This window comes from Micrococcaceae bacterium Sec5.7, assembly GCA_039636785.1.
In the GTDB taxonomy this organism is placed as follows: Bacteria; Actinomycetota; Actinomycetes; order Actinomycetales; family Micrococcaceae; genus Arthrobacter.
The window spans coordinates 2,554,616-2,578,319 of the sequence record CP144169.1; the positions used below are offsets into that span (position 1 = coordinate 2,554,616).

General features: G+C 65.0%; 18 protein-coding genes and 1 pseudogene. 4 read left to right on the forward strand and 15 right to left on the reverse strand.

Features of this window, described 5'->3' with window-relative positions; all coding sequences use genetic code 11:
• Positions 1-25: 25 nt before the first annotated feature.
• The 3 genes from V3C33_12140 to V3C33_12150 all read right to left on the reverse strand — a co-directional run bounded on the left by V3C33_12140 (position 26) and on the right by V3C33_12150 (position 7,412).
• Positions 26-3,631 carry an ATP-dependent DNA helicase gene (locus V3C33_12140; GenBank protein XAS66248.1) on the reverse strand — a complete coding sequence of 1,202 codons (3,606 nt, stop codon included), beginning with the start codon at positions 3,629-3,631 and terminating at the stop codon, positions 26-28.
• The gene (locus V3C33_12145) at positions 3,628-6,891 is read right to left on the reverse strand and encodes an ATP-dependent DNA helicase (GenBank protein ID XAS69732.1); all 3,264 of its coding nucleotides are present in this window, start codon (positions 6,889-6,891) and stop codon (positions 3,628-3,630) included. The genes V3C33_12140 and V3C33_12145 overlap by 4 nt, the downstream gene beginning before the upstream one ends.
• A gap of 104 nt (positions 6,892-6,995) precedes the next feature.
• Complete coding sequence (locus tag V3C33_12150) at positions 6,996-7,412, reverse strand: MGMT family protein (protein XAS66249.1); 417 nt, start codon at positions 7,410-7,412, stop codon at positions 6,996-6,998.
• Between the two features lie 97 nt (positions 7,413-7,509).
• Between V3C33_12150 and V3C33_12155 the strand changes: the two are divergent.
• The 3 genes and pseudogenes from V3C33_12155 to V3C33_12165 all read left to right on the forward strand — a co-directional run bounded on the left by V3C33_12155 (position 7,510) and on the right by V3C33_12165 (position 10,256).
• Positions 7,510-8,219 (forward strand): annotated as a pseudogene (locus V3C33_12155) (3'-5' exonuclease).
• 331 nt (positions 8,220-8,550) lie between these two features.
• On the forward strand, positions 8,551-9,588 hold the full coding sequence (locus V3C33_12160; protein XAS66250.1) for an ATP-binding cassette domain-containing protein: 1,038 nt from the start codon (positions 8,551-8,553) through the stop codon (positions 9,586-9,588).
• Positions 9,585-10,256: a methionine ABC transporter permease gene (locus tag V3C33_12165; protein ID XAS66251.1), complete on the forward strand. Its 672-nt coding sequence runs from the start codon at positions 9,585-9,587 to the stop codon at positions 10,254-10,256. Before V3C33_12160 ends, V3C33_12165 begins: the two co-directional genes overlap by 4 nt.
• Here the strand turns inward: V3C33_12165 and V3C33_12170 are convergent.
• Positions 10,253-10,441 carry a hypothetical protein gene (locus V3C33_12170; protein XAS66252.1) on the reverse strand — a complete coding sequence of 63 codons (189 nt, stop codon included), beginning with the start codon at positions 10,439-10,441 and terminating at the stop codon, positions 10,253-10,255. The two genes, V3C33_12165 and V3C33_12170, sit on opposite strands and share 4 nt — an antisense overlap.
• On the opposite strand from V3C33_12170, the gene V3C33_12175 reads away from it, so the two are divergent.
• On the forward strand, positions 10,429-11,271 hold the full coding sequence (locus V3C33_12175; protein ID XAS66253.1) for a MetQ/NlpA family ABC transporter substrate-binding protein: 843 nt from the start codon (positions 10,429-10,431) through the stop codon (positions 11,269-11,271). The two genes, V3C33_12170 and V3C33_12175, sit on opposite strands and share 13 nt — an antisense overlap.
• Before the next feature lie 155 nt (positions 11,272-11,426).
• Here the strand turns inward: V3C33_12175 and V3C33_12180 are convergent, their stop codons facing one another.
• The 11 genes from V3C33_12180 to hemE all read right to left on the reverse strand — a co-directional run bounded on the left by V3C33_12180 (position 11,427) and on the right by hemE (position 23,699).
• Positions 11,427-12,416: a glycoside hydrolase family 3 N-terminal domain-containing protein gene (locus V3C33_12180; GenBank protein XAS66254.1), complete on the reverse strand. Its 990-nt coding sequence runs from the start codon at positions 12,414-12,416 to the stop codon at positions 11,427-11,429.
• Between the two features lie 418 nt (positions 12,417-12,834).
• Positions 12,835-14,166 (reverse strand): glutamate-1-semialdehyde 2,1-aminomutase, encoded by a 1,332-nt coding sequence (gene hemL / locus V3C33_12185; GenBank protein ID XAS66255.1) that lies wholly within the window; start codon positions 14,164-14,166, stop codon positions 12,835-12,837.
• Between the two features lie 13 nt (positions 14,167-14,179).
• Complete coding sequence (locus V3C33_12190) at positions 14,180-15,286, reverse strand: LLM class flavin-dependent oxidoreductase (GenBank protein ID XAS66256.1); 1,107 nt, start codon at positions 15,284-15,286, stop codon at positions 14,180-14,182.
• Positions 15,286-16,266 (reverse strand): porphobilinogen synthase, encoded by a 981-nt coding sequence (hemB, locus tag V3C33_12195; protein ID XAS66257.1) that lies wholly within the window; start codon positions 16,264-16,266, stop codon positions 15,286-15,288. The genes V3C33_12190 and hemB overlap by 1 nt, the downstream gene beginning before the upstream one ends.
• A 10-nt stretch (positions 16,267-16,276) precedes the next feature.
• On the reverse strand, positions 16,277-17,275 hold the full coding sequence (locus V3C33_12200) for a uroporphyrinogen-III synthase (GenBank protein XAS66258.1): 999 nt from the start codon (positions 17,273-17,275) through the stop codon (positions 16,277-16,279).
• A 20-nt stretch (positions 17,276-17,295) separates the two neighbouring features.
• Positions 17,296-18,294: a hydroxymethylbilane synthase gene (hemC, locus tag V3C33_12205; protein ID XAS66259.1), complete on the reverse strand. Its 999-nt coding sequence runs from the start codon at positions 18,292-18,294 to the stop codon at positions 17,296-17,298.
• Positions 18,291-19,529: a ferrochelatase gene (locus V3C33_12210; protein ID XAS66260.1), complete on the reverse strand. Its 1,239-nt coding sequence runs from the start codon at positions 19,527-19,529 to the stop codon at positions 18,291-18,293. Before V3C33_12210 ends, hemC begins: the two co-directional genes overlap by 4 nt.
• Positions 19,526-20,227, reverse strand: coding sequence for a hydrogen peroxide-dependent heme synthase (gene hemQ, locus V3C33_12215; protein XAS66261.1), 702 nt, complete (start codon positions 20,225-20,227; stop codon positions 19,526-19,528). The genes V3C33_12210 and hemQ overlap by 4 nt, the downstream gene beginning before the upstream one ends.
• Before the next feature lie 127 nt (positions 20,228-20,354).
• Positions 20,355-20,888: a hypothetical protein gene (locus tag V3C33_12220; GenBank protein XAS66262.1), complete on the reverse strand. Its 534-nt coding sequence runs from the start codon at positions 20,886-20,888 to the stop codon at positions 20,355-20,357.
• 272 nt (positions 20,889-21,160) lie between these two features.
• Positions 21,161-22,600, reverse strand: coding sequence for an FAD-dependent oxidoreductase (locus V3C33_12225; protein ID XAS66263.1), 1,440 nt, complete (start codon positions 22,598-22,600; stop codon positions 21,161-21,163).
• 4 nt (positions 22,601-22,604) lie between these two features.
• Positions 22,605-23,699 carry a uroporphyrinogen decarboxylase gene (gene hemE, locus V3C33_12230; GenBank protein ID XAS66264.1) on the reverse strand — a complete coding sequence of 365 codons (1,095 nt, stop codon included), beginning with the start codon at positions 23,697-23,699 and terminating at the stop codon, positions 22,605-22,607.
• Between the last annotated feature and the right edge of the window lie 5 nt (positions 23,700-23,704).

Here is a 23,704-nt window from a genome sequence, read left to right on the forward strand (position 1 = left end):
AATAGCGCCGGTAGGGACTTCGCTCTTAATCCGCCGGGGCCGAGAGCGCTGCGGCGATGATTTTTCCCAGTTCGGCCGCTGAGCCGAGATCGTGCGGGCGGACCACCTGGTTGTCGGCCACATAGTAGAACGCAGCACTCACGTCGTCCACCGGAATACCTTTGAGCCGGGCCCAGGCCAGCCGGTAAACAGCAAGCTGGACCGCCTTGACCTTGAGCTCACTGGGTGAAGGCCGCCTTCCTGTCTTCCAGTCCACCAGATCCCATCTGCCGTCCGCGTCCTTGAACACAGCATCGATACGTCCGCGGACCACCACCTCCCCGACTCTCGTCTCGACAGGGACCTCCACGTACGCCGGCGATCGGTTGGCCCACTCCGATTCCCGGAACGTGGCCACCATGGCATCGAGCCCGTAAGCCTCGTCAATGTGGTTGTCAGATCCCGGAGCCTCGCCAAGGTCCAGCGTTCCGGCAGCGCCGAAATACTCTTCCACCCACGAGTGGAAAGCCGTACCCTTCCGGGCTGACATCCCCGGTTGGCGCGGAAGCGGTCTCCTGAGCTGTGCCAGGACCCGTTCCGGATTGTCTCCGAGATCCACCAGCGTGGAAGCGGAGATGTGGCTTGGCAGGTGCACCTCCTGCCCGCCGCCGGCCCGTCTGTTGCGGCGCTCCAGCAGCAGCTCGGCTTCCCGGGCCCAGCCGGCGGCGTTGCCCCGCAACAGGACAGCTGTGACGGGATTAAGTTCGCACTGTTTACTGGAGCCCGGCATGCCCGCGGCTGCCTCGACAACCGCTATGGCTTCCAGCAGACGCCGCGCAGCGGACTGCATGGCCAATCGTCGGCCCGGAGTCAGCCTGCGGCGTTCACCGGTTCTTGGATCAACTGGACCCTCCAACGGGTCATAGGGCCACTCCGCCACCTCCAGCTCCTGGGTAAGCGGGCTTTCATCCGGGAGGGAATCCTCCTCGACTGACGACGGATGTATTGTCGCAGCTTTCCAAGAGCTGCCGCCCGCCCCGCGCCGTTGCGTCACACCGTTGGGTGCCACCGTTTTGTCCGAGACGCCGATGCCCGACACGCCATGCTCGCCAACTGCGCCCAGACCGGCAAGCGGAGCCAGCTCGGCGAGGAAGGGGGACATGTCCGCCATGCCTGAGCGCGAACCGACCCACGCTGCACTGGAAACCCACAGGACGTACTTGGCCCGGGTATATGCCACATACGCGAGCCGGCGTTCCTCGGCTTCGCTGTGGGTCTGAACATCTGACTTGAAATCCTTTTCGGCGTCGAGCCAGCCCTTTTGGTCCGGCTGGTCAAGATCCCATTGGGGCAGATCCGCCCGGTCTCCGCGAAGCGGCCAGGGCAACGCTGCGGATCCGCTGCTCCAGCGTGAATCCCGGTTGCTCGGGAACGCGCCTGAATTCAGCCCAGGCACAAAAACAACGTCCCATTCCAGCCCCTTGGACGCATGCACCGTCAACAGCTGGACCGCCTCCCGGTTGACGTCGGGCGGGGCAGCGTCGAGGCCGCCTTCCTCCGCCGCCGCGGCCTCAAGCCACGCGAGGAAAGCCAGAATATCCACCCGCTGCGAAGTCTGCAGGAAGCCCGCTGCAGCGTCCTGGAATGCATCCAGATTCCGGCGCGCCTGATGGATAGTGAAGCCCGGGCGTGCCGCCACCTCGATGTCCAGCAACATGGCCCGCTCCACTTCGCCAAGTAACGTGGTGAGGTCGTCCCCCAGATACCCGCGCAGTTGCCTGAGCTCGGCCGACAAGCGGCGGAGCCTGCCCAGGGCCTCCGCACCGACCGACCGGCCGTTGGCCGACGTCCAGCCGTCCCGCGGAAGCCAGTCCAGAGCTTCCACGAGGCTGGCGGTGTCGGTGATATCGCCTTCGATCAGCACTTCAGCGGGCGATTCATCGGACTCGTTCCCGGCCGCTCCCCCTGGGCCCGGTCGCCCACGCCGGCGAGCCAGGAAACTGGACCAGTCCCGGAAAGCCATGAGGTCGGCCGGGCCGATCCGCCACCTTGCGCCGGCAAGCAGGCGCATCAGCGAGTCTGAACGCCCTGGATCTGCAAGAACCCTCAGGGTTGAGACAAGATCGACGATTTCCGGAGTATCCAGCAAGCCACCCAGTCCCACGATTTCGTAGGCAATCCCTTTGGCTTCGAACTCACGCCGGATGCATTCCATCTGTGCCCGGCGCCGGCAGAGTACAGCCATGGAAGGAGGCACCGGCGCCCCCTCGGCTGAACACTCAAAATCGGTCACACGGTAGGTCAGCACGTCCGAGGCTAGGGCAGCGGCCTCATCCTCATCAGTTCCGAAACGTCCGATCACCACACGGCCATCCACAGCAGCCGGGCTCGGCTGCAGCGGCGGGACATCTACGGAGGCTGCGGTACCGCGTTGGCCGGCTGCACCTGAATTGACCGCTGCGCGGGTCAAAGGTGCCGAGATGACATTAGCTGCCGTAAGGATGTTCCGGCCGTTTCTCCACGCTGTTGTCAGGTACGAGGTGGGGGCCACCTCGAATTTTCCGTGCTCCGGCGGTCCTGCGGCAGCCTCTGTTGGATTTCCTGCCACGCGCACCGGGAATTCACGGACGAAGTGGAAAAGCTGACCGGCCGAAGCACCCCGGAACCCGTAGATGGACTGGTTGGGGTCGCCCACGGCTGTGACGGCATGTCCGTCCCCGAACAGTCGAGAAAAGAGGACCAGCTGGGCGTAGGAGGTGTCCTGGAATTCATCCAGCAGGACAACTTTGTAGCGCTGCCGTTCCATCTCGGCGGCAAGCGGGATTTCGCTGGATGCCTTGGCAGCGAGCGCCACAAGGTCACCGAAGTCCAGTGCCCCCCGCGCACGTTTGGCCTCCGAGTAGCGTCCGACCATCTCAGCGACGCTTGCCCGGGTCCGCAACATCACGCTGAGCTCACCGGCTGCCTGGGTGGCAGTCTTCTTGGCACCTGCCAGATAGGGCACTGCATTAAACTCGTCAAGCCGTGCCAGCAGCCATGCCTCCACCTGCGCCGGATCCTGCAGATGCTCTGCGCACTCCCCCGCGAGCTGGATGACAGCTTTGACCAGGGTGGATTTGGCGGCGCGGAAGTGTTGGTACTCGCCGTCGAAGGCTTCCACGACTTCGCTGGCCAGCTGCCAGGCCTGTGCCCCTCCCAGCAGCACCACGTCTCGTTCCACACCGAGCCGCAACCCATAGTCCGAAACGATCCCGCTCGCGTAGGAATGATAGGTGGATACCTTTGGTTCGAGCGCATCGGTGCTCAGCAGGCCGGGCGGAAAGACAAGGTGCCGGGTATCTTCCGCTGCGATCCGCTGCAGCGCGCTGAGCTTGGCGCGGATCCGGCTGGCCAGTTCGCCCGCTGCCTTTCGCGTAAAGGTGACGCCAAGGACTTCCTCGGGCCTGACCCAGCCGTTGGCGACGAGCCAGACCACGCGGTCAGCCATGGTGGCGGTCTTTCCCGAACCCGCGCCGGCAATGACGAGCCGGGGTGTCAGCGGAGAACAGATGATGGCCGACTGTTCTTCCGTGGGCGTGTTCTTTTCGCCCAGCATGGCCGAGAGTTGCTCAGGGCTGAACCGGGGTGCCGGTTGGCTATGTTCGGGACTCATTCAGTAACCTGCCTTCCGCGCACACAAAGAGGACAGACTTCCGGCAAACGGCAGCCGTGACCACCGTGTCCGCTCTTGGACGGATCATGCCTCGCTTCAAAAACTCTTCCTGACATCAGGCCCGCGGCTTCAGTCACCATGTCCAGCGCCCAGTTGTCCTCTGGATCCAGCGGCTCCTGCTGCTGGACACCGGCGTGCTTGGTGCTTGTTCCGAGCTGCGCAAGAACGGCGCCGCCGGGGCGGGCCGGCGGCGGATTACCATCCGGAGCCGTAAATCCTCCGGCGAGGACGGCCGCCTGATAAGCACCAAGCTGGGGATGCCGGGAGAGTTCCGCTTTGCCCGGCTGCCGCTTCCCGGTCTTCAGGTCGACGATGACCAGCCGGCCTTGGGCGTCAATCTCAAGCCTGTCCACCTGCCCCCGAAGGACCGCCGACCGCGGAGTGTCAGCCTGCGACCCGGCGGTCTCGCCCGGCAGCTCGGGCAGCGCCACCTCGAATTCCTGCTCCACACCAACCAGGCTCCGGCCTTCGCTCCGCATGACCAGGACGTACTGTGCCAGCTTCCGCACCATGGTCTCGGCACGCTTGAGGTCAAGTTTGCCCTCCCAGTTGTCCTTTATGCCCAGGTCCGGCCAGCGAAGCACCAGTTCGGCGATGTACTCGGCTCCGGAAGCCTCCGGCAAGTCCTGAGCTATGGAGTGGACCAGAGTGCCCAGGCTTCGCGCGAAGTCAGTAGCAGCTTCGCCGCCGGCTGCCTGCACGAACCAGTCAAGGGGTGACTTCTGGACCGATTCCACCTTGGAAGGTGAGACATAGACGGTGCCGCCGGGTGGCACCACGGGTTCCGTGGACGTCAGCGGCGCGAGCCCCCACCAGCTGTCAGGGTGGGCGCCGGGCACCGCGGGTGCTGCCGCTGCAAGCCGTGCCAGCATGCGGGTTGCTTCCTCGGCCTCGGCGGGCAATTTGCCGTCCAGCTGGGCGTATTGCCGGAGTTCGGCCACAAGAGCCCGAAGCGTCAGGGGCCGCTGAACGGGGGTGAACCCCCGGGCATCTCGATCCGGCCCAAGCGGTGCCACATAGTCAAGGAAGGACGACGGCTGGTCATCCTCTGAAGAAACGGCCGTGCAGATGAGTACTTCCCGCGCCCTCGACACTGCGGTGGAGAAACTCCGCAATTCGTCGTACCGGATCTCCCGAAGCCTGCTGAGTGGATCCAGCTGAAGCGCGTATTCCACTCCGTGCTCAACGGCATCCGCGTAAAGGGTGCTGCCCAGCAGTTCGCCTCGGAGCCTGGTGTTGGGCCACACACCTTCCTGCAGGCCAGCCACAACCACCATGGGCCATTCCCGTCCCGCGGCACTGGCCGGCGTCATCAGTTCCACGGCGTCATCCAGCTGCGCACGTGCCGCCAGCGTGTCCATGGGAAGTTCCTGATTCAGGAGGTATTCAAGGAACTGCTCCGGCCCGGATCCGGGCAGCTGGTCAACATAGCGTTCCGCCGTGTGGAACAGTGCCATCATGGCGTCCAGATCGCGGTCCGCCCGGGCACCGGATGCGCCGCCGGACAATGCCGCTTCGGTCCAGGCCCCGGCCAGGCCGGTGGCGTGCCACAATGCCCAGAGAACTGTTTCCGCGTTCGCGCCCGGTTCATACGCAGCCTGCCGGCCAGCCTGGATCATGCGCGCGGCCCGCCGCGCCGCCCGGCCCTCTATTCCCAGTGTTGCCAGGGCTCCGGGCTCCAGCAGGGCTTCCACGAGCAGCGAATCGCTGGACCGGCCACCCCCGCCCAGGATTTCTTCCCGTCTGAGCGATTGCCTGAGCCGGCGCAGTTCAAGCGAGGTTGCACCACCGATTCTGGACGTCAGCAGGGACACAGCGGATTCCGGCGTCAACTGCTCTGGGTCCAATGCCACGGCGTATGCATCGAGCAGTGGGCGGACGGCCACTTCGTCCCGGACTGCGGATTCTGCAACGGGAATACGAATTGGAATGCCTTGACCGGAAAGGTACCGCTGAAGCTGGCTCAGCTGGCCGCCGTTACGCACGATTACCGCAATATCCGAGAGCTCGCGGCCGTGGTTGATGTGCGCCTCGAGGATCCGCTGCGCAACGTAGCGCAACTCGTGGACTGCAGAGGGCAGTAGGTGCGCCTCCACGGACCCCGCCGCTTCCCGGGCCTCAGGTTGCTCCGGACGCCTTTCAACGACATCAGACTGTTCAACGAAATCAGGCTGTTCAAGGCGCCGGGCAAGCTGGCCGCCCGCGCGCAGGGAGATGCGGGCGGCCACGCCAAGCCAAGCCTTCGCCACAGCCGGGGAGTGACGGTGTGTCTGCCAGAGCGGCCTCTCAATGACCGGCCTCCCGGCCGAAAGCAGCCGCGGCAGTTCGGCCACAAGATCAGGGCGGGCGCCGCGGAAGCCCTGCACCACGGTGTCCGGAGAAGACGTCACATAGACATCCTTGCCGCCCGCAATATCAGCCAAAAGCTCGAAAACCGCAGGACTGGCTTCCTGGATATCGTCCACGAGAATCAGCTGCAGCCGTTCCCTCTCGGCCGCCAGAAAGTCCGGTTCGTCCTGGAAAATCTGACGGGCAGCGGTGATGATGCCGGACGGATCAAACGCCTCCGGCATCCGCAGGTCCAGGACGTCCCTGTACTCGGCATACAGGGACGCAGCCGCGATCCAGTCCGGTCTGCCGCATTCCCGCCCCAGCGCAACAAGGTCCGCTGCTGTCCGGCCTGATTCAATGATCCGGTCAAACAGCTGCCGCACTTCCTGGCGAAACCCCCGGGTCTCCAACGCTGCCCCGAGATCGCCCGGCCAGGGAAGTTCCAGACCAGGCAGTGCATGTCCCTCGAGAAGTTCCTTAATGATCAGGTCCTGTTCCGGGCCCGAAAGCAGCCGCGGTGGGCGCGGCAGCGGAAGGATGCCTTCTGCCTTGGCTCGCCGGATCAGATCGAACGCATACGATGCCCAGGTCCGGGCAGGGGTGGTGCTCAGGCTTCGGTCCAGTCTGGCGGTGAACCGGTCACGCAGAGAGTCGGCGGCCAGCCGGCCCGGGGCGAGAATAAGGATCCGTTCCGGATCGACGCCCTCCTGCTCCGCCCGGCGGACGGCAGCTTCAACAAGCACCGTTGATTTTCCTGTGCCCGGTGCTCCGGGAACGAGCACCGGACCGGAGCCTTTGGGGACGTCGACGGCGGCGCGCTGGTCACGGGACAGGTGCGGTTCAACGCTGTGGATCTCCCGGGGCGGCAGGAGCCGAAGCCTGCTGCCGGCCTTTTTTGCCGCACCGGCAGTGTTCCTGCCCGGTGTCGCGGGACCCGGTGTTTGGGGACTCTCGGTTTGAGGGATTGTTACGGTCACACAGACATTCCATCATCCGCCACTGACAATTTGTGCAGCTGCCGTTCCAAGCGCTCGGCAATGGCGTCAATGATGTCGAAGTCAGCATCCTTCGGCGACCACCGCGCGGCCACCAGATCCACCCGCCAACGGCCTTCCCCTGTCCGCGAGTACTCGAGGTACTGCCCCAGTAGCGGAGTGGACTCCTGAAGGTAATACCGCAAAGCTTCGGCCTCATGCCCCTCCGGGGCGAGGCCGCTCGCCTTCAGAACCCGCCACCAGGGCACGGCACTGCCGTAGTGGCTCATGACGGACCCTACCTGCCGCGGGCCGCCCGATCCCAGGAGTTCGGCCACGTCCCCATAGGCCACGGCTGTCCCCGCAGGCACCAGCTCAACAAATGCCAGCACTGCCTCGACATACTCCGTCCGCATGGCTCCAGACTAGCTGCTGCCCGCCAGCTGAAGTGTTCTGCGCCCCCTGCGCGGGACACGGACCGAAACTGTCGGTGGCAGCAGGTAGCGTGGAGGCATGACCACTTGGAACACCCTCCCCCGGGCCGCCTTCGATCTCGAAACCACAGGCCGCAACTCCCGCGCCGCCAGGATCGTCACCGCGTCCGTGACCGTGGTGGATGCAGCCGGAAGTGTCGTCAAGGAGCATGAGTGGCTCGCGGATCCGGGCGTGGAGATCCCGGCAGAGGCCAGCGAAGTCCATGGCGTGACCACTGAACAGGCACGCCGAGACGGGCGTCCGGCCCACGAAGTCACCCGGGAGCTCGCCACGGTCCTTCAGGAACTGTTCGACGCCGGTGTCCCCGTGATCGCTTTCAACGCCAGCTATGACTTCACCGTCCTGGCCGCGGAGTCTGCCCGGTACGGCGTAACGCAACTGAACCGCTTTCCTGTCCTTGACCCCTACATCATGAACAAGCAGGTGGACCGCTACCGCAAAGGAAAGCGCACCCTGACGGCCCTGTGCGAGGAGTACGGTGTCAGCTGGACGACGCCCACACCTCAGCGGCCGATGCCTTGGCTACACTGCGCATGCTCGACGCCATGGCGGGAAAATTCCCCAAGCTCAAAATGCCGGCAAGCCAGCTGCACCAGTTACAGGTGGACTGGGCCGTCACGCAGGCTGCTGATTTCCAGAACTATCTGCGGAAAACCAAACCCACGGCTGTCATCGAGGGAGACTGGCCCGTGCTTCCTCCTGAAGACTCCAGCAGGGGCGACTTCTAGCCCTGGCATCACTCATGGAATCACCGCTGACTCGGCCGGACCCCTCAGCGGGAGCCCGGCCTGGCGGCGGATCGTGGGACGGATATCACATTGACTTCGCCCGGCGGGCTAACTGTGCCTGCCGGGCCGCAATTCAACCGACGAAAGCCACACCGGGCTGCTGGTCGTAAAGCATCCTCAATTCCCGCAGGATATTCCGCCGTTCCCGCTCTATTACGAATAGTGTGCAGAAGTGGATGCCTTTTGGCTGCCCTGACATAATTTAGTTCAGAAGCGAGCTTGTGCTATGCCGTGCCCGGAGCCTCCCCCGGGCCCAACCACCTGAGGATAAATGATCACAGTCACCGACCTGCGCAAGGTCTACCGCCAGGGAAAGAAAGAAGTGGTTGCCCTCGATGGCGTCACTCTTTCCGTTCCCAAAGGTTCCATCCATGGAATCATCGGCCATTCCGGCGCCGGAAAGTCCACTTTGGTCCGTTGCCTCACCCTGCTGGACCGTCCGACGTCGGGCTCTGTCAGTATCGATGGCAAGGAGCTCAGCTCCGTCAAGGATTCGGAAATCCGGGCAGCACGGCGCCGGATCGGGATGGTGTTCCAGCACGCCAACCTCATGGACTCGCGCACGGCCACCGGCAACGTGGCTCATCCGCTGGAGCTCGTAAAAACGCCCAAAGACACGATCCGCGCCCGGGTGGCTGAACTCCTGAAGCTCGTAGGCCTTGAGGGGTTCGAAGGCGCTTATCCGTCGCAGCTTTCCGGTGGACAGCGCCAGCGCGTGGGGATCGCCCGCGCGTTGGCGGCCGATCCCGATGTGCTGCTGTGCGACGAACCCACGTCGGCGCTTGATCCGGCCACCACCGATGAAATTCTTGACCTGATCCAGGACCTCACCAGACGCCTGCAGCTCACGGTGCTCATCATCACGCACGAAATGCACGTGGTTAAGCGTGTGTGTGAATCAGTGTCTCTCTTGTCGAAGGGCCGCGTTATTGAACATGGGGCGCTGCGGGACGTCGCCGGCGAGCTCGACAGCAGGCTGGCCCGCGCCCTGCTGCCGCTGCCGCCATCGGAGCCGCTCAAGGGCGCACTCCAGGGCGGCCCCGTCCTGGAGATTCTTTTCTCCGGCGAAAGCGCCAAGGAACCTGTACTGACAGGTGTGGCCCGGCACTTCGACATTGATCTCAACGTGCTCGCGGGCAGCGTCGAGACCCTGGGCGGCCAGCAGTTCGGCCACCTCCGGGTCCAGGTCGCCGAAAATGTGGACCACAACGCCGTGATGAATTACCTGCACGAACGCGGCATTAGCGCCAAGCTCGCGAACACCGTGAGCGCAGCTGCGTTTAACGACGAGACAGGAGACGTCAAGTGAACGGCATCTTCAGCAACCCCGTCCTGGCCAAAGCGCTCCCCGAAGCAATCCTTGAAACACTTCAGATGGTGGGCATCTCGGCGTTCTTCACCGTCCTGATCGGACTGCCTCTCGGCGTATTCCTTCACGCCTCGGCACCCGGCGGCCTCCGCCCCATGCCCGTGGTCAACAGGATCGTCAGCGACATCATCGTGAACATCACCAGGTCCATCCCGTTCGCCATCCTGATGGTGGCGCTGATCCCGCTGGCCCGTCTGCTCGTCGGCACCAGCCTGGGTCCGGTGGCGGCATCGGTATCGCTCTCCATCGGGACCATTCCGTTCTTCGCCCGGCTCGTGGAGTCCTGTCTCCGCGACGTGCACCACGGCAAGGTTGACGCCGCGCAGGTCATGGGATCCACCAACATGCAGGTGATCGGCAAGGTCATGCTGCCCGAGTCTCTGCCGGCCCTGGTGGCCGCCGCCACCACCACCGTGGTCACCCTGGTGGGCTACAGCGCCATGGCCGGACTCGTGGGCGGCGGAGGCTTGGGGAAGCTCGCCTACAACTACGGCTTCCAGCGCTTCGACGTCACTGTGATGATCGTAACCATCGTGCTGATCATCGTTTTGGTCCAGGTCATCCAGCTGGTCGGCGAACGGATCTCCCGGAGCCTGGATCACCGTTAGGCCGGCCACGGCCCCAGCTCCGGCAGCAGTGCTGTTTCTGCGCCGGAGCTGACCCTGCTCCAGCCCAAATTACTCAATAACTTCACTGCAGCGGGTATCTGCCCTCTGCACAGATGCAGGATCCCGGCGGCCAGCCGCCGCGATCCAAGCGATTTTGAAAGGAACGCATTCAATGCGTAAGTCACTCACCCTCCTTGCCACTGGTATTGTTACCGCTCTGGCGCTAACGGCTTGCGGTGGTTCGTCCACCCCCGGCGCCGAAACCAAAACGCTGGACCCGGCCAACCCCGTTACGCTCACGGTGGGCGCCAGCCCGGTTCCGCACGCCAAGATTCTCGAATTCATCAATCAGGATCTCGCTCCGAAGGCCGGTCTCAAACTGGACATCACGGAGATCGAGGATTACCAGACGCCCAACACGGCCCTGAGCGATGGTTCACTGGACGCCAACTTCTACCAGCACCTGCCGTGGTACAACGACCAGGTGAAAACCAAGGGCTACAAGTTCGGCCACGGCGAAGGCGTACACATTGAGCCTTACGCTGCCTTCTCCGAAAAGGTAAAGGACATCAAGGAAATCGGCGACGGCGCAAAGATCGCCATCACCAACGATCCCTCCAACCAGGTCCGCGCCCTCAAGGTGCTCCAGGCTGCCGGACTGGTCAAGGACATCAAGGATGACTCCTCCGTGATCACCCTGACGGACGCGCAGAACCCGAAGAAGCTTAATTTCTCCGAGAACCAGCCGGAACTGCTGATCAACGACCTCAAGGACCCCTCCGTGGATCTGGCCCTGATCAACGGCAATTTCATCCTCAAGGCAGGCCTGAGCACCCAAAACGCCCTGGCTGTGGAATCAGTGGACAATAACCCGTACGCCAACTTCCTGGCGTGGCGCGCGGACTCCAAGGATGACGCCCGCATCCAGAAGCTCGACGAGCTCCTGCACTCCCCCGAGGTCAAGGCCTTCATCGAGAAGGAATGGCCCAATGGAGATGTGACCGCGGCTTTCTAGCCCACGGCGCCGGCCCACAGCCCGCGGCAACCGTCTACATGACTTTGGCACCCGTTGCAGCGGGTGCCAAAGTCATTTAACGCGTTTGAGAACGACGACGGCGCGTACGCCGAGGTAAAAGGCCGGAGGCCGGGGCTTTTCGCACCCGCTCCGAACTAGTGGCCCGCTTTGACCCGCAGCACAGTCAACGTCGCAGCATCCACCTCGGCCCGGAAGGCCGCATTGCCCTGCGCACGCTGCAGCACCTTGTTGTACATGACCGGGATGCTCAGCGGGTCGGCGCAAAGGACCATGGTGCCGCCGGCGCCGATGAAGTCTACGGCCCTGTCGCCGAGCGCCCACGGTGCAAGCTGCACTGCGTTGCAGAGGTCGTCGGACACGATGATTCCTGTGAACCCGGCATCCGAGCGCAACATGGTGCCCATGATGACTGTTGAGAACGCAGCGATGTTGGCTGGGTCAATCCGGTCGTAATAGGCGTTTGACACCATGACCCATCGGACACCGTTCCTGATCGCCGCCCGGTACGGTTCCAGATATGCGTCGCTGATCGTGGTCAAGGTGTCATGGACATTCCCGCTGACGTCAGTGTTCAGGAGGACCCGTCCCAGACCCGGAAAATGCTTGACTACCGGCGCCACTCCGGCTTCCCGGAGCCCTGCGGCGAAGGCGTTCCCCTGGGCGGACACCTGCGCTGGCGCAAAACCATACTCACGCTGGTAGAAGCCGATCGGCGGGTTGGAGGCGGCGGACTGCGGGCCCGGAACAGTGTCCAGGACCGGTGCCAAGTCGACGTTCACGCCGCCTTGCAGCAGTTGGCTTCCCCAGAGGCGGGCGCTCGCCTGGATCTGGGCGGAACTCGAGCCGGACTGCGCCAGCGCCGTGGGAATAACGGAGAACCCGGGACCGTTCAGAACCTGGACGTAGCCGCCCTCCTGGTCTGTTGCCACGAAGAGCGGCACACCACCGGTACTGGCAGCCGACACTGTGGCTGTCATGCCAGCCACCACGGCCGCCGTAGCCCGGGTGCCCGCATGACTTCGGCCGGCCAAGTACACGTTGCCCGTGTGGTAGTTGGCGAGGTCGGCCATGGTAGTGGCGTCCGCACCCGTGGCTTTTGCAGCAACCATGAATAATTGCCCCACTCGCTGCTCCTGCGTCAACCCAGCCAACCGCTGTTCGGGCGTGCCAACTGCGGGCGGCGGAGCCTGCGCCGGAGGCGTCCGGGCCGGCGGTGGACTCGCCGCCGTGGGCGGCGGAGCAGTTTGCGCGCCTGGGGCAGACGCTGATGCGGGCGTCGTCGCGGACGGCGGCGGAGGCGAAGCCGCAGCAGGCGGAGACCCGCTGGGATGGCTCCCTGCTCCGCCTACCGTGGCGGTGTCGGAGGAAGCAACCGCCACAAAGAATCCAGCCATAACCACGGACATCCCGAGTGCTGCAGTTGTGAAAGGCTTGCGCATGCTTACCGTGGCTTGGTTGAGTCGGGCTGTTCTCCATAAGCCTACTCCCGGCCTGCCCCGCTGCCCGCCACCTCGGCAGGCAATGCGGGCCATGCCGAGGAACTCAGGCCTTTGCGGCGCCGGCAGCCTGCGCCGCGCCCGGCAGAGCATCGAAAATCCGGTTCATGGCTGCGTCATCGTGAGCAGCTGAAAGGAACCATGCCTCGAAGACAGACGGCGGCAGATAAACGCCCGAGTCCAGCATCGAGTGGAAGAACGGCGCGTAGCGGAACACTTCCTGGCCCTGGGCGTCGTCGTAATTGTGAACGCCCCGGGCAGACGTGCCGAACGCCACTGAGAACAGGTTCCCGGCGCGCTGGATCGAGTGATCCACGCCGGCTGAGGACAATGCCGAGGACAATGCGGAGGACAGTTCCAGCGAACGCGCGTCAACGAACGAGTAGACGTCCCGGGTCGCGTGGGTGAGAGTGGCAACACCCGCAGCCATGGCCACCGGGTTGCCGGACAGCGTGCCCGCCTGGTACACCGGGCCGAGCGGCGCGAGGTAGCCCATCACATCGGCACGGCCGGCGAGGGCCGCCGTCGGCATTCCGCCGCCGATCACCTTTCCGAAGGTGAGCAGATCGGGGCTCCACGGTTCGGCAGCATCAAGAGCGCCGCCGGTGAGGCCCCAGTAGCCGGAATAGCCGGTGCGGAAACCCGTGAGGACTTCATCCAGGATGAGCAGCGCGCCGTGTTCGCGCGTAATCCGCGACAGTCCGGCGTTGAAACCGTCACCGGGAGTGACAACACCCATGTTGGCGGGTGCGGCTTCGGTGATGACAGCGGCGATGTTTGGCCCATGGACAGCGAAAGCGGCCTCAACGGCGGCGAGATCGTTGTACGGCAGAACCAGCGTCTCAGCTGCCGTTGCCGCGGTGACGCCGGCAGAGCCGGGCAGCGCCAGCGTGGCCAGGCCGGAGCCGGCCGCCGCCAGCAACCCGTCGAGGTGGCCGTGATAGCAGCCGGCAAACTTGATGATCAGGTTGCGGCCGGTGAAGCCGCGGGCCAGCCGGACGGCGGTCATGGTGGCCTCGGTGCCCGTGGATACCATGCGCACGCGTTCGGCGGCGGGAACACGTTCCTTGACGATTGCAGCCAGGTTGGCCTCGTCCGGTGTCGAGGCACCAAAGGACAGCCCACGGTCCACGGCTGCGTGCACCGCCTCAAGAACGGCGGGGTGGGCGTGGCCCAGGAGCGCCGGCCCCCAGGAGCAGACCAGGTCCACATACTCCTGGCCGTCGGCATCCGTCAGGTACGGTCCCTGGGCCGAGACCATGAATCTCGGCGTCCCGCCCACCGAGCCGAACGCGCGGACAGGCGAATTGACGCCGCCGGGCATCAGCTGGCGGGCGCGGTCAAAGAGTTCCTCGTTGCGAGGGGTGCTGGAAGTCATGTGTTTCATTCTTTCAGTTCGCCGGCCGGGTTTCGGCCAGCAGCTCCGCTACCCGGGGGGCCACTACGGTGCCGAAAAGTTCGATGCAGCGCATCATGGAATCGTGCGGCAGGGTGCCGTTGCCGAACTTGAGGTCGAAGCGGTCAACGCCAAGATTGCGCTTGAGCAGGGCGATTTTCTGCGCCACGGTTTCAGGCGAGCCCACGTAGAGCGCCCCCTCAGGGCCGCACATGGCATCAAATTCCCGCCTGTTTCCGGGGCCCCAGCCACGCTCGGATCCGATCCTGTTCCGCTGCGCCAGCCAGTGAGGGAAGAGCTCCTCGCGCGCAGCTTCATCGGTATCCGCGATGTGGCCCGGGGAATGCGTGGCAATTTGCTGCATCGGGTGGCCGTACTCTTCCATAGCCTCCCGGTACAGGTTCACCAGCGGCGCGAAGGCACGGGGCTCACCTCCGATGATGGCGAAAATGATGGGGTACCCGTACTCAGCGCACCGCAGTACGGATTCAGGGGTGCCGCCCACACCGATCCAGGCCGGCAGCAGGTGCTGCTCCAGCGGCGGATACACGCTCAGCCCGTTGATTGCCGGCCGGGTGCGGCCTTCCCAGTGGACCGGCTTCTGCATCCGCACTTTGTCAAAGAGCTCGAGCTTTTCCTCAAACAGGATCTCGTAGTCGGCAAGGTCCAGGCCGAACAGCGGGAAGGACTCAACGAATGATCCCCGCCCCAGCATCACTTCAGCCCGGCCGTTGGAGATGGCGTCAACGGTGGAGAACCGCTGGAAAACCCGGATGGGATCGTCGGAGCTAAGTACTGTTACGGCCGAACCTAACCGGATCCGTGCGGTCCTCGCGCCGGCCGCAGCCAGGAACACCTCGGGAGCCGAAACGGCGAAGTCCTTACGGTGGTGCTCGCCCACCCCGAAGGCATGAAGCCCGACGTCGTCAGCCAGTTCCGCCTGCTCCAGCAGCTGCCGCAGCACCTGGGCATGCGGCAGCGGCCTTCCGTCCGCACCCTCACCCACGTCACCAAAAGTATTGAGGCCGAGCAGGATTTCGGCAGGCCCCACAGGAGAGGTGGGACTGCCAGGAGGGGTGGGAACCACGTCCTTGTCAGCCATCAGGACTCCGTCAGCCAGCCGGCGAGCTCGGAAGCCCAGTATGTCAGCACCATGTTCGCGCCGGCCCGCCTGATGCCGAGCACAGATTCAGTGATGGCTGCCCGGCGGTCGATCCAGCCGTTGGCGGCTGCCGCCTCGATCATGGAGTACTCCCCCGAGATCTGGTAGGCGGCCACGGGGACGGGGCTCATGGCGGCCACGTCTGCCAGAATGTCCAGATAGCTCATGGCGGGCTTCACCATCACGATGTCGGCACCCTCCTCGAGGTCCAGCTCCACCTCGAGGAGGGCCTCGCGGCGGTTCGCGGAATCCATCTGGTATGTGCGCCGATCACCCTTCAGCTGGGAATCCACGGCCTCGCGGAAGGGGCCGTAGAAGGCTGAGGCATACTTCGCGGCGTAGGCGATGACCGCGGTGTTGTTGTGGCCGGCTTCCTCAAGCGCCTGGCGGATCACGGCAATCTGGCCGTCCATCATTCCGGACGGACCCAGCATGTGCGCGCCGGCGTCGGCCTGCGCCACTGCCATCCTGGCGTAGATCTCCAGTGTCCGGTCGTTGTCCACATAACCGTCATCGTCCAGCACTCCGCAGTGGCCGTGGTCAGTGAATTCGTCCAGACACACGTCACTCATGATCACGAGTTCATCGCCTACTTCTGAGCGGACGTCGCGGATGGCCTTGTTCAGAACACCGTCGGGATCAAGTGACGCCGTTCCTTCGGCATCTCGGACGGCCGGGATTCCGAAGAGCATAATGCCGCCCACCCCCAACTCCACGGCTTCAGCTGCCGCACGTTTCAGGGAGTCGGTGGTGTGCTGGACTACGCCAGGCATGGACGAAATCGCGTTGGGCTCAGTGAGGCCTTCCCGGATGAAGGCGGGCAAGATCAGCTCTGCCGCCGCGAGCCGGTTTTCGGCCGTGAGCCTGCGCATCGCCGGCGTGGTGCGGAGCCGCCGGGGGCGGTGGTTAGGAAAACTCATGTCCTGTCCTTCACATGGTGCCTTTTTGTTCTGACGGATATTGTGCCGGTGGATGGTTGTGCGTGGCCCGGTTCCCGCCGGACGGGGTGACTGCCGGATGTCCCGGCAGCAGGGCCTCTATGACCGCCGCCACCAGACCTCCCGGCGTGGGCTCGCTGGCCACGGACGCAACCTCGAGCCCCAACGATCCGGCCTCCTCCGCCGTCGAACGCCCGATCACCACCAGGCGGCAGCCAGCCAATGGCGACAGGGCCGCCTGGATGCGCCGTACGGCGCTGGGTGAAGCCGCGAGGACGGCGTGCAGCCGTCCGGCGTCAATCTCCGCTTTCGCTTCTGCAGGATCCAGAACCGCGGCTGCCTGCCGTCCGCCGGAATCTTTCGCGGCGGCGGACGGCCCGGTGCTGAGTCTCCGGGAAGGGTTGGCCGGATAGTCCACCGTGCAGTATGCAATGACAGTCTGGACGTTGGCGCCCCGCGACCGGATTCCTTCACCGAGCAATGGAGTGGCAATGTCGGCCTGGGGAAGAAGCACGCTCCCCCTGCCGCCCGGCCAGACAGCCAGCAATCCGGCAGCGGACTGGACCCCGTTGGGAACCAGATGCACGGTGAGGCCCTCGGATTCCAGGACGCGGCGCGATGACTGGCCTATCGTTGCGACTCTGGTGGACGGCGGGACACACTGGTCCAGAGTCAGACCCCGTTCAGCCGCCTTGTCCTTCAACGCCCGCACAGTGGTGATGCTGCTGACCACCAGCCAGCTGTAGGCGCCGGCTCCGAGCGCGTCAAAAGCCACATCGAGGGAATGCTGATCGCGGGCCCGTTCAAAGTCAATCAGGGGGAACAACAGCGGTTCGGCACCGGTTTGGCGCAAGGCGGCCACGAGGGCTTCCGAGCGGTCCGGGCTGCGGGTGATCAGCACACGGGCGCCCTCAAGAATTCCCGGCTCGCCCTCACCGGCGGTGCCGGCTTCATGGCTTCCCGCGGGAGCTTCCGCGCTGTGCCGTCCCATGACCCGGTGATCTGCCCGGATCAGGACGCGGTCAGGTCCGCGATATCGGCAGCACCACCGGCCAGAAGAACCTCCGCCAGTTCGATGCCGAGCAGAGTCGCTCCAACTTCCGTCAGCCCGTCGGTGGCTCGTTTATCCCGCACCGAGGCTGTGCCGTCCACAGCGCAGACAACCGCCTCAAGGTGCAGCATGCTGCCCTTCCGGTAGGCGTATGCGCCTACCGGAGCTGCGCAGCCGGCCTCCAGCCGGGCAAGCAAGGCCCGTTCTGCCGTCACGGCGAGCCGGGTATCCGGGTCATCAAGGGCAGCCAGCGCCTGGGCGAGTGCGCCCTGTGAACCTTCGGTGGATCCAGCCGTGCTGGGGGCATCCGCGGTCCGGCATTCTATGGCCAAGGATCCCTGGCCGGCTGCCGGCAGCATCACATCCGTTTCAAGGAATTCGCTGACTGTGTCCAGCCGGCTGATCCGCTCCAGGCCCGCCGCAGCTACTACCACGGCGTCAAGGTCGCAGGATTTTCCTTCAACAACGGCGTCCGTCGCGTTGCCGGGAAGCCCGGGGACACGGCCCAGGCGCGTGTCCACGTTCCCGCGGATGTCCAGGATGTCCAGATCCGGACGGACAGCGCGCAGCTGCGCGGCACGGCGGGGTGATCCGGTGCCTACCCTGGCGCCGTGCGGCAGATCGGCAAGCTTCAGGCCATTGCGGGCGCAGAGCACATCGCGGACGTCCGCACGCCGCGGAGTGGCGGCCAGGGTCAGTCCCGGGGCCGCGCCGGTCGGCAGATCCTTGAGCGAGTGGACTGCAACATCGCAGACATCCTGCAGGAGCGCATCGCGGAGCGCTGTCACAAACACCCCGGTGCCGCCCATATGGGACAACGAACCGGTGAGGACATCGCCGTCGGTCCGGATGTGGACCAGCTCAACAGGGAAACCCCCGACGGCGGCCAGCTGGTCGGCGGTCTGCTGGGTCTGGGTCAATGCAAGCTTGCTGGCGCGGGTGCCGATTCTTACCGTCACGGTGCAGCCTGACCGACAGGGTAAGGATCGTGGCCCGTGCCGACGGTGGTGTCAGCACCGGCAATGGTGGGCTTCTCGCCGCGGAAGTTGGCGCAGCAGCCGGGACGGCAGACGTCATACCAGGGCCCGAGCCCCGTTATGGCCGGACGATCGCTGATGTTGTTCGCAACGGTCCGTTCGGAGATGAGGTCTGCCAGGCCGGTCACAAATTTCCGGTGCGTGCCGGGTGTCGGTACCCGCGTGGCGGCGAGGCCAAGGTTGCGGCAGGTCTCCAGGGCTTCAGTGTCCAGATCCCAGACCACTTCCATGTGGTCGGTGACAAAACCCAGGGGAACAATCACAATCCCCTGGACTCCCTGGACTGCCAGTTGCTCGATGGCGTCGTTGATGTCCGGTTCGAGCCAGGGCATGTTCGGTGCCCCGGAGCGGGACTGGTACACAAGAGACCAGGGCACTGTAAGTCCGGATTCAGCCTCGGCACGCCGGATTACCTCGGTACCGTTGGCCAGGTGCTGGGCGACATACGCCGAGTCCTCGGCAAACTCGCGGGGCTCGCCGTCGGAGCGCCCCGCGGCTTCGGCATCACGGATGGGGATGGAGTGCGTGGCAAAAAGAACGTGCACGGAAGCATCGGGCGTTCCAGCGGCAGCCAGCTGGGCACGGACCTCAGCCAGCCCGGCGGCAGTGCCTTCCACAAACGGCTCCACAAAACCCGGGTGGTCAAAGTACTGACGTACTTTGTCGACCTCGAGCCGGCCGTCGAGGCCGCTCTCGGTGAGGGCCATGCCGACGTCTTCACGGTACTGGCGGCAGCTGGAGTAACACGAGTAGGCACTCGTGGTGATCATCAGCAGCTTCCGGTGTCCGGCGTCGTACGCGTCCTGAAGGGTCTGCGGGATGTACGGATCCCAGTTGCGGTTACCCCACAGCACCGGCAGTTCAATGCCGCGGGCGGCCAGTTCAGCCTCAAGGGACGCCTTCAGGTCACGGTTCTGCTGGTTGATGGGGCTGATGCCGCCGTTTGCGCGGTAATGATGGGACACCTCTTCGAGGCGCTCGTCCGGGATGCCGCGGCCACGGGTCACATTCCGCAGGAACGGAATAACGTCTTCCTGCCCCTCAGGCCCACCGAACGAGGCAAGGACGACGGCGTCGTAGTCCTTAGGTGCCATCCGGCCCCCTTCCGTCGCCGGGTTGACGGCGCCGCCTGCATCCTGGTGCTCCAGCAGGCTCATGCCAGGACCTCGGCAATCTCCCCGGCCGAAATGCGGCGTCCGGTGTAGAACGGGATTTCCTCCCGGACATGGTTGCGTGCCTCGGTGGAGCGCAGATGGCGCATAAGGTCTACCAGATCCACCAGCTCAGGGGCTTCCAGGGCCAGGATCCATTCCCAGTCGCCCAAGGCGAAGGACGAGACGGTGTTGGAGATGACCTGCGGGAATTCCCGTCCCAGCATGCCATGGTCCCGCAGCATCTTGCCGCGCTCGGCGTCGGGCAGAATGTACCACTCGTAGGAGCGGACGAACGGGTACACGCACAGCCACTCCGCCGGTGCAACCCCGCGCGAGAAGGCGGGTGTGTGGTTCTTGGCGAACTCGGCCTCGCGGTGGACGCCCATGGCCGACCACACAATCTCGGTTCCCGCGAACAGTTTGCTGCGCCGCATATCCCGGATGGCCTGCTGCAGGGCCTCCGGCTTGGAGCCGTGGAGCCACACCATGACGTCGGCGTCAGCCCGCATCGCGGAGACATCGTAGCTACCGCGGTGGGTCACGCCGGCCTCAGCCAGCCGCGCCACCAGTGCGTCAAATTCGTCAGCGGCATCACCGCTGCGCAGGACATCGGCGGATCGCTTGAACACAGTCCAGAGAGTGAAGAACTGCTCAGCTGATTCTTCGGTTTTAGTGACAGATTCGGCAGATGTGTGGCTCATGGATACCATACTGCCCCCTCCACGGCCTGTAAGTCGAAAAAGAACTCTTCTACAACACGTAGAAGTGCTCTATTTCACAGAACGATCGGGGTGTGTTCCGCCGGCTTGCCGCCCAGCCGCCGGGTGCTCAGGCCTTACGCATCCTCAGGAAGACCAAACCGGCAGCAGCTGCGAGGGCAACAAGCCCAAGCCCCCACCAGATCATCGCGGACACCCGGGAGGACACCACGTTCGAAACCGGCTTGATTGCAGGCTGATCCGGACGCGCCGTGCTTCCGGGCGACGAGGCAGCCGCGCCAGCCCGGACGTCCGAAGCCGCCGCGGATGAGTTGGTTGAGTTGGCCGGCTGCGTGTCAGGAGCCGTCGCCTGAGTGGGCGTTGTTCCCTCAGCAGCCTGCGTGACCGGGGATTCAGCAGGCGGGGCGGCCGTGGTGGGCGCCGGACCTGAAGACGGAGCTGAAGTCTGCGCGGCGGCCGGCGCGGGCGCCGGTGTCGTTGCGGGATTGGTCTGCCCCCGGTCGGGAACTGCGGTGGACGACGGGACAGGAGCCGGCTTGTCCGCAACCGGTGCGGGAGACGGACCGGGAGTTACCGGCGGGTCAGAGGGCTCGGCCGGATCCGGATCCGGCTGGCCGAAGAGGCCCCCCAGCCAGTCACCCAAGCCAGCCGGTTGGGCACTGGCCGTCACCCGGGTGGCCGCCCCAGGAAGCGACATACCCCCGGAAGCATGTGATGCAGGTACCCCTGCTGTTAGAACCAGTACCGCTCCGAGCGCAGCAGCAGTTGTGCCGCGCCGAAGTCCCCCATGGAAACCGGTCAGCGCTCTTGAAACGTTGGACCTGTTAGTAACCATAGCCACCCACCCTAACCAGAATCCGCAGTGAAAAGGAAGTCGCGTACCGCTTGACAGGCCCGGTCAGTGGCCCAAAACGTTTAGCTGGTCAGCGCACGGATCTGCTGCCCGGTGTCCGCAACCACGGCAGCCAGGCCGTTTCCCGATACCCAGCCGCCCACAATTGCGAGGCTGCCTGCGTCGGTGCAGATGCGCCGTACTTCCGCGACGCGCTGCTTGTGGCCGACGGCCGCGAACGGCAGTGCGCCCGGCCACCGGACCACGTCCCAATCCACCACGTCTTGAGCTGTGACAGGGACGCTGAGCAGACTCGAGGCGTCGCGCAGTGCGGCCGCGAGAAGTTGAGTGTCGCTCTGCGGGTCTTTGTCTTCGGAGGCGGGTTCCTTCCCTGCCCTGCCGTAGGACAGGCGCAAAACATGGGTGCCGGGCCCCGTTTCCGCCGCCAGCCAATCCCATTTCGCTGTGGCATGGGTGAGCGCCTTTGCCTGAACACCCGGAGTCTGCGGCGCCACCAGGATTCCGGTCCCCCGCGGGCTGCCATCGAGTTCGGGCAGGTCCACAACGATGGTCACGAGCTTCACATCCGGCCCGCTTTCGGGGCGCCGGCCCACGAGCGCGGGCACCGCATCCTCCAGCAGCCCGATGGCGGCCGGACCGTCCAGCGCAACCACCAGCAGGCCGGCGTCGTGAATTTTCTCCTCCGCCGTGACGTGCCAGCCATCCGCCGTCCGGACTATGGAACCTGCACGGGAATTTCCCAAGAGCGTCACTCCGCGGTGGCGGAGGTCAGCCACCAATGCTGAAACAAGCGTGTGCATCCCGCCTTCGAGACCGGCGACGGCGGAACCTGCCTTGGTGCCCGGGGTGCGCCGCTGGGCTGCGACAGCGGCGGCAAGGGACCCATGTTCCTTGGCTGCGGCACGGAGGCCGGGCGCCACCATATCCACGTCCAGGAGCGCCGGATCCGCAGAGTGGACACCGCCCACTACCGGCTCCACGAGACGCTGCAGCACGCGCCTGCCCATTCTGGCACCAACCAGGGCAGACACACTGGTGACGTCGCCTCCGGTACCCACGGCGGCGGGCAGGTACTTGTCCAGGGATGCCCGGAAGGAGCCCAGGAACCCCAGCGTGCGTCGGACTTCGGGGTCCCAGGGATTGGCGGGGATTCCGAGAACACCCGTTTTGGGCAGTTCCCGTGGACCGTCAGGCAGCTGCACCCAGGCACCGCCGGGATGCGGCGCAACGATCTTTCCTGCCAGTCCGAGTTCAGCTGCGAGTTCGGCCACCGCTGTGGAGCGGGTGGCGAAGGACTCCGCGCCGCTGTCCAGGGTCAGTCCGGCAACCACGTGGCTGCCCACGCAGCCGCCCCAGGAACCGCTGGCCTCCAGCACGGTGGTGTGGAAATCCGCTGCGGCAAGTTCACGTGCAGCGAGCAGGCCGGAAATCCCGCCGCCAACCACCAGTGCGGTCCTTCCGGCGGTTTGTTCCGTACCGGGGCCCTGCTTGCCTGCGTCCACGGGCTTACTCCGGCGAGATGGAATGGATGAGCTCCACGACGCGCGTCAGGACGGCCGGATCCGTTTCGGGCGGTACGCCGTGACCAAGGTTCAGGACATGGCCGGGCGCCTCTGCGCCGGCGGCGATGACTTCACGCACATGCGCTTCCAGCACGTCCCACGGGGCTGAAAGCAGGGCGGGGTCGATGTTTCCCTGCAGCGGGACAGTTCCGCCCAGCCGCCGGTTGGCCTCGTCCAGCGGGAGGCGGTAGTCCACGCCCACCACGTCCACCCCGATGTCGCGCATGGCAACGAGGAGCTCAGAGGTTCCGGTGCCGAAGTGGATCAGCGGTGCGCCGAGGCGGCGGACGTGGTCCAGGGCACGGGCCGACGCCGGTGCAACGAACTTTGTGTAGTCAGCCAGTCCCAGCGAGCCTGCCCAGGAATCGAAGAGCTGTCCGGCAGATGCTCCGGCCTCAAGCTGGGCGCGCAGGAACATGCCGGAGGCATCCGCTGCCCAGTTGGCCAGCGCGGTCCAGGTTTCCGGGTCAGCGTGCATCATGGTGCGCGGGCCCAGATGGTCGCGGGACGGCTTGCCCTCAACCATGTAGGCCGCCAGGGTGAACGGTGCGCCGGCGAAGCCGATCAAAGGGGTCTTTCCCAGCTCAGCCACCGTAAGTCGCGCGGCTTCCCTGATGGGCTCAAGAGCTTCCCAGGTCAGCTGTGGCAGCGCTGCCACATCCGCTGCCGTCCGCACGGGCTTGGCCAGAACCGGTCCCACACCGGGAATGATATCGACACCAACACCCGCCAGTTTCAGCGGAATGACAATGTCAGAGAAGAAAATGGCCGCATCAACGTCGTGCCTGCGCACCGGCTGCAGGGTGATCTCGGAAGCAAGCTCCGGGCGGAGGCAGGAATCCAGCATCGCAACGCCTTCGCGCAGCTTCAGGTACTCGGGCAGGGAGCGCCCGGCCTGGCGCATGAACCATACCGGTCGGCGCGAAGGTTTACCGCCGCGGTAGGCAGTGATCAGCGGGGAGTCGGCAGTGCGGCCGTCCATCAACGGATGGCCTGCATCGAGAGTGCCGGCAGCAGATAACGCAGCGCTAGGAGTCATGCTTC

Excerpts from the sequence above, each read along its gene's own strand:
- V3C33_12140 (XAS66248.1), bottom strand. The coding sequence starts at position 3,631 with ATGAGTCCCGAACATAGCCAACCGGCACCCCGGTTCAGCCCTGAGCAA.
- V3C33_12150 (XAS66249.1), bottom strand. The coding sequence starts at position 7,412 with ATGCGGACGGAGTATGTCGAGGCAGTGCTGGCATTTGTTGAGCTGGTG.
- V3C33_12160 (XAS66250.1), top strand. The coding sequence starts at position 8,551 with ATGATCACAGTCACCGACCTGCGCAAGGTCTACCGCCAGGGAAAGAAA.
- V3C33_12175 (XAS66253.1), top strand. The coding sequence starts at position 10,429 with ATGCGTAAGTCACTCACCCTCCTTGCCACTGGTATTGTTACCGCTCTG.
- hemL (XAS66255.1), bottom strand. The coding sequence starts at position 14,166 with ATGACTTCCAGCACCCCTCGCAACGAGGAACTCTTTGACCGCGCCCGC.
- V3C33_12190 (XAS66256.1), bottom strand. The coding sequence starts at position 15,286 with ATGGCTGACAAGGACGTGGTTCCCACCCCTCCTGGCAGTCCCACCTCT.
- hemB (XAS66257.1), bottom strand. The coding sequence starts at position 16,266 with ATGAGTTTTCCTAACCACCGCCCCCGGCGGCTCCGCACCACGCCGGCG.
- V3C33_12200 (XAS66258.1), bottom strand. The coding sequence starts at position 17,275 with ATGGGACGGCACAGCGCGGAAGCTCCCGCGGGAAGCCATGAAGCCGGC.
- V3C33_12210 (XAS66260.1), bottom strand. The coding sequence starts at position 19,529 with ATGAGCCTGCTGGAGCACCAGGATGCAGGCGGCGCCGTCAACCCGGCG.
- hemQ (XAS66261.1), bottom strand. The coding sequence starts at position 20,227 with ATGAGCCACACATCTGCCGAATCTGTCACTAAAACCGAAGAATCAGCT.
- hemE (XAS66264.1), bottom strand. The coding sequence starts at position 23,699 with ATGACTCCTAGCGCTGCGTTATCTGCTGCCGGCACTCTCGATGCAGGC.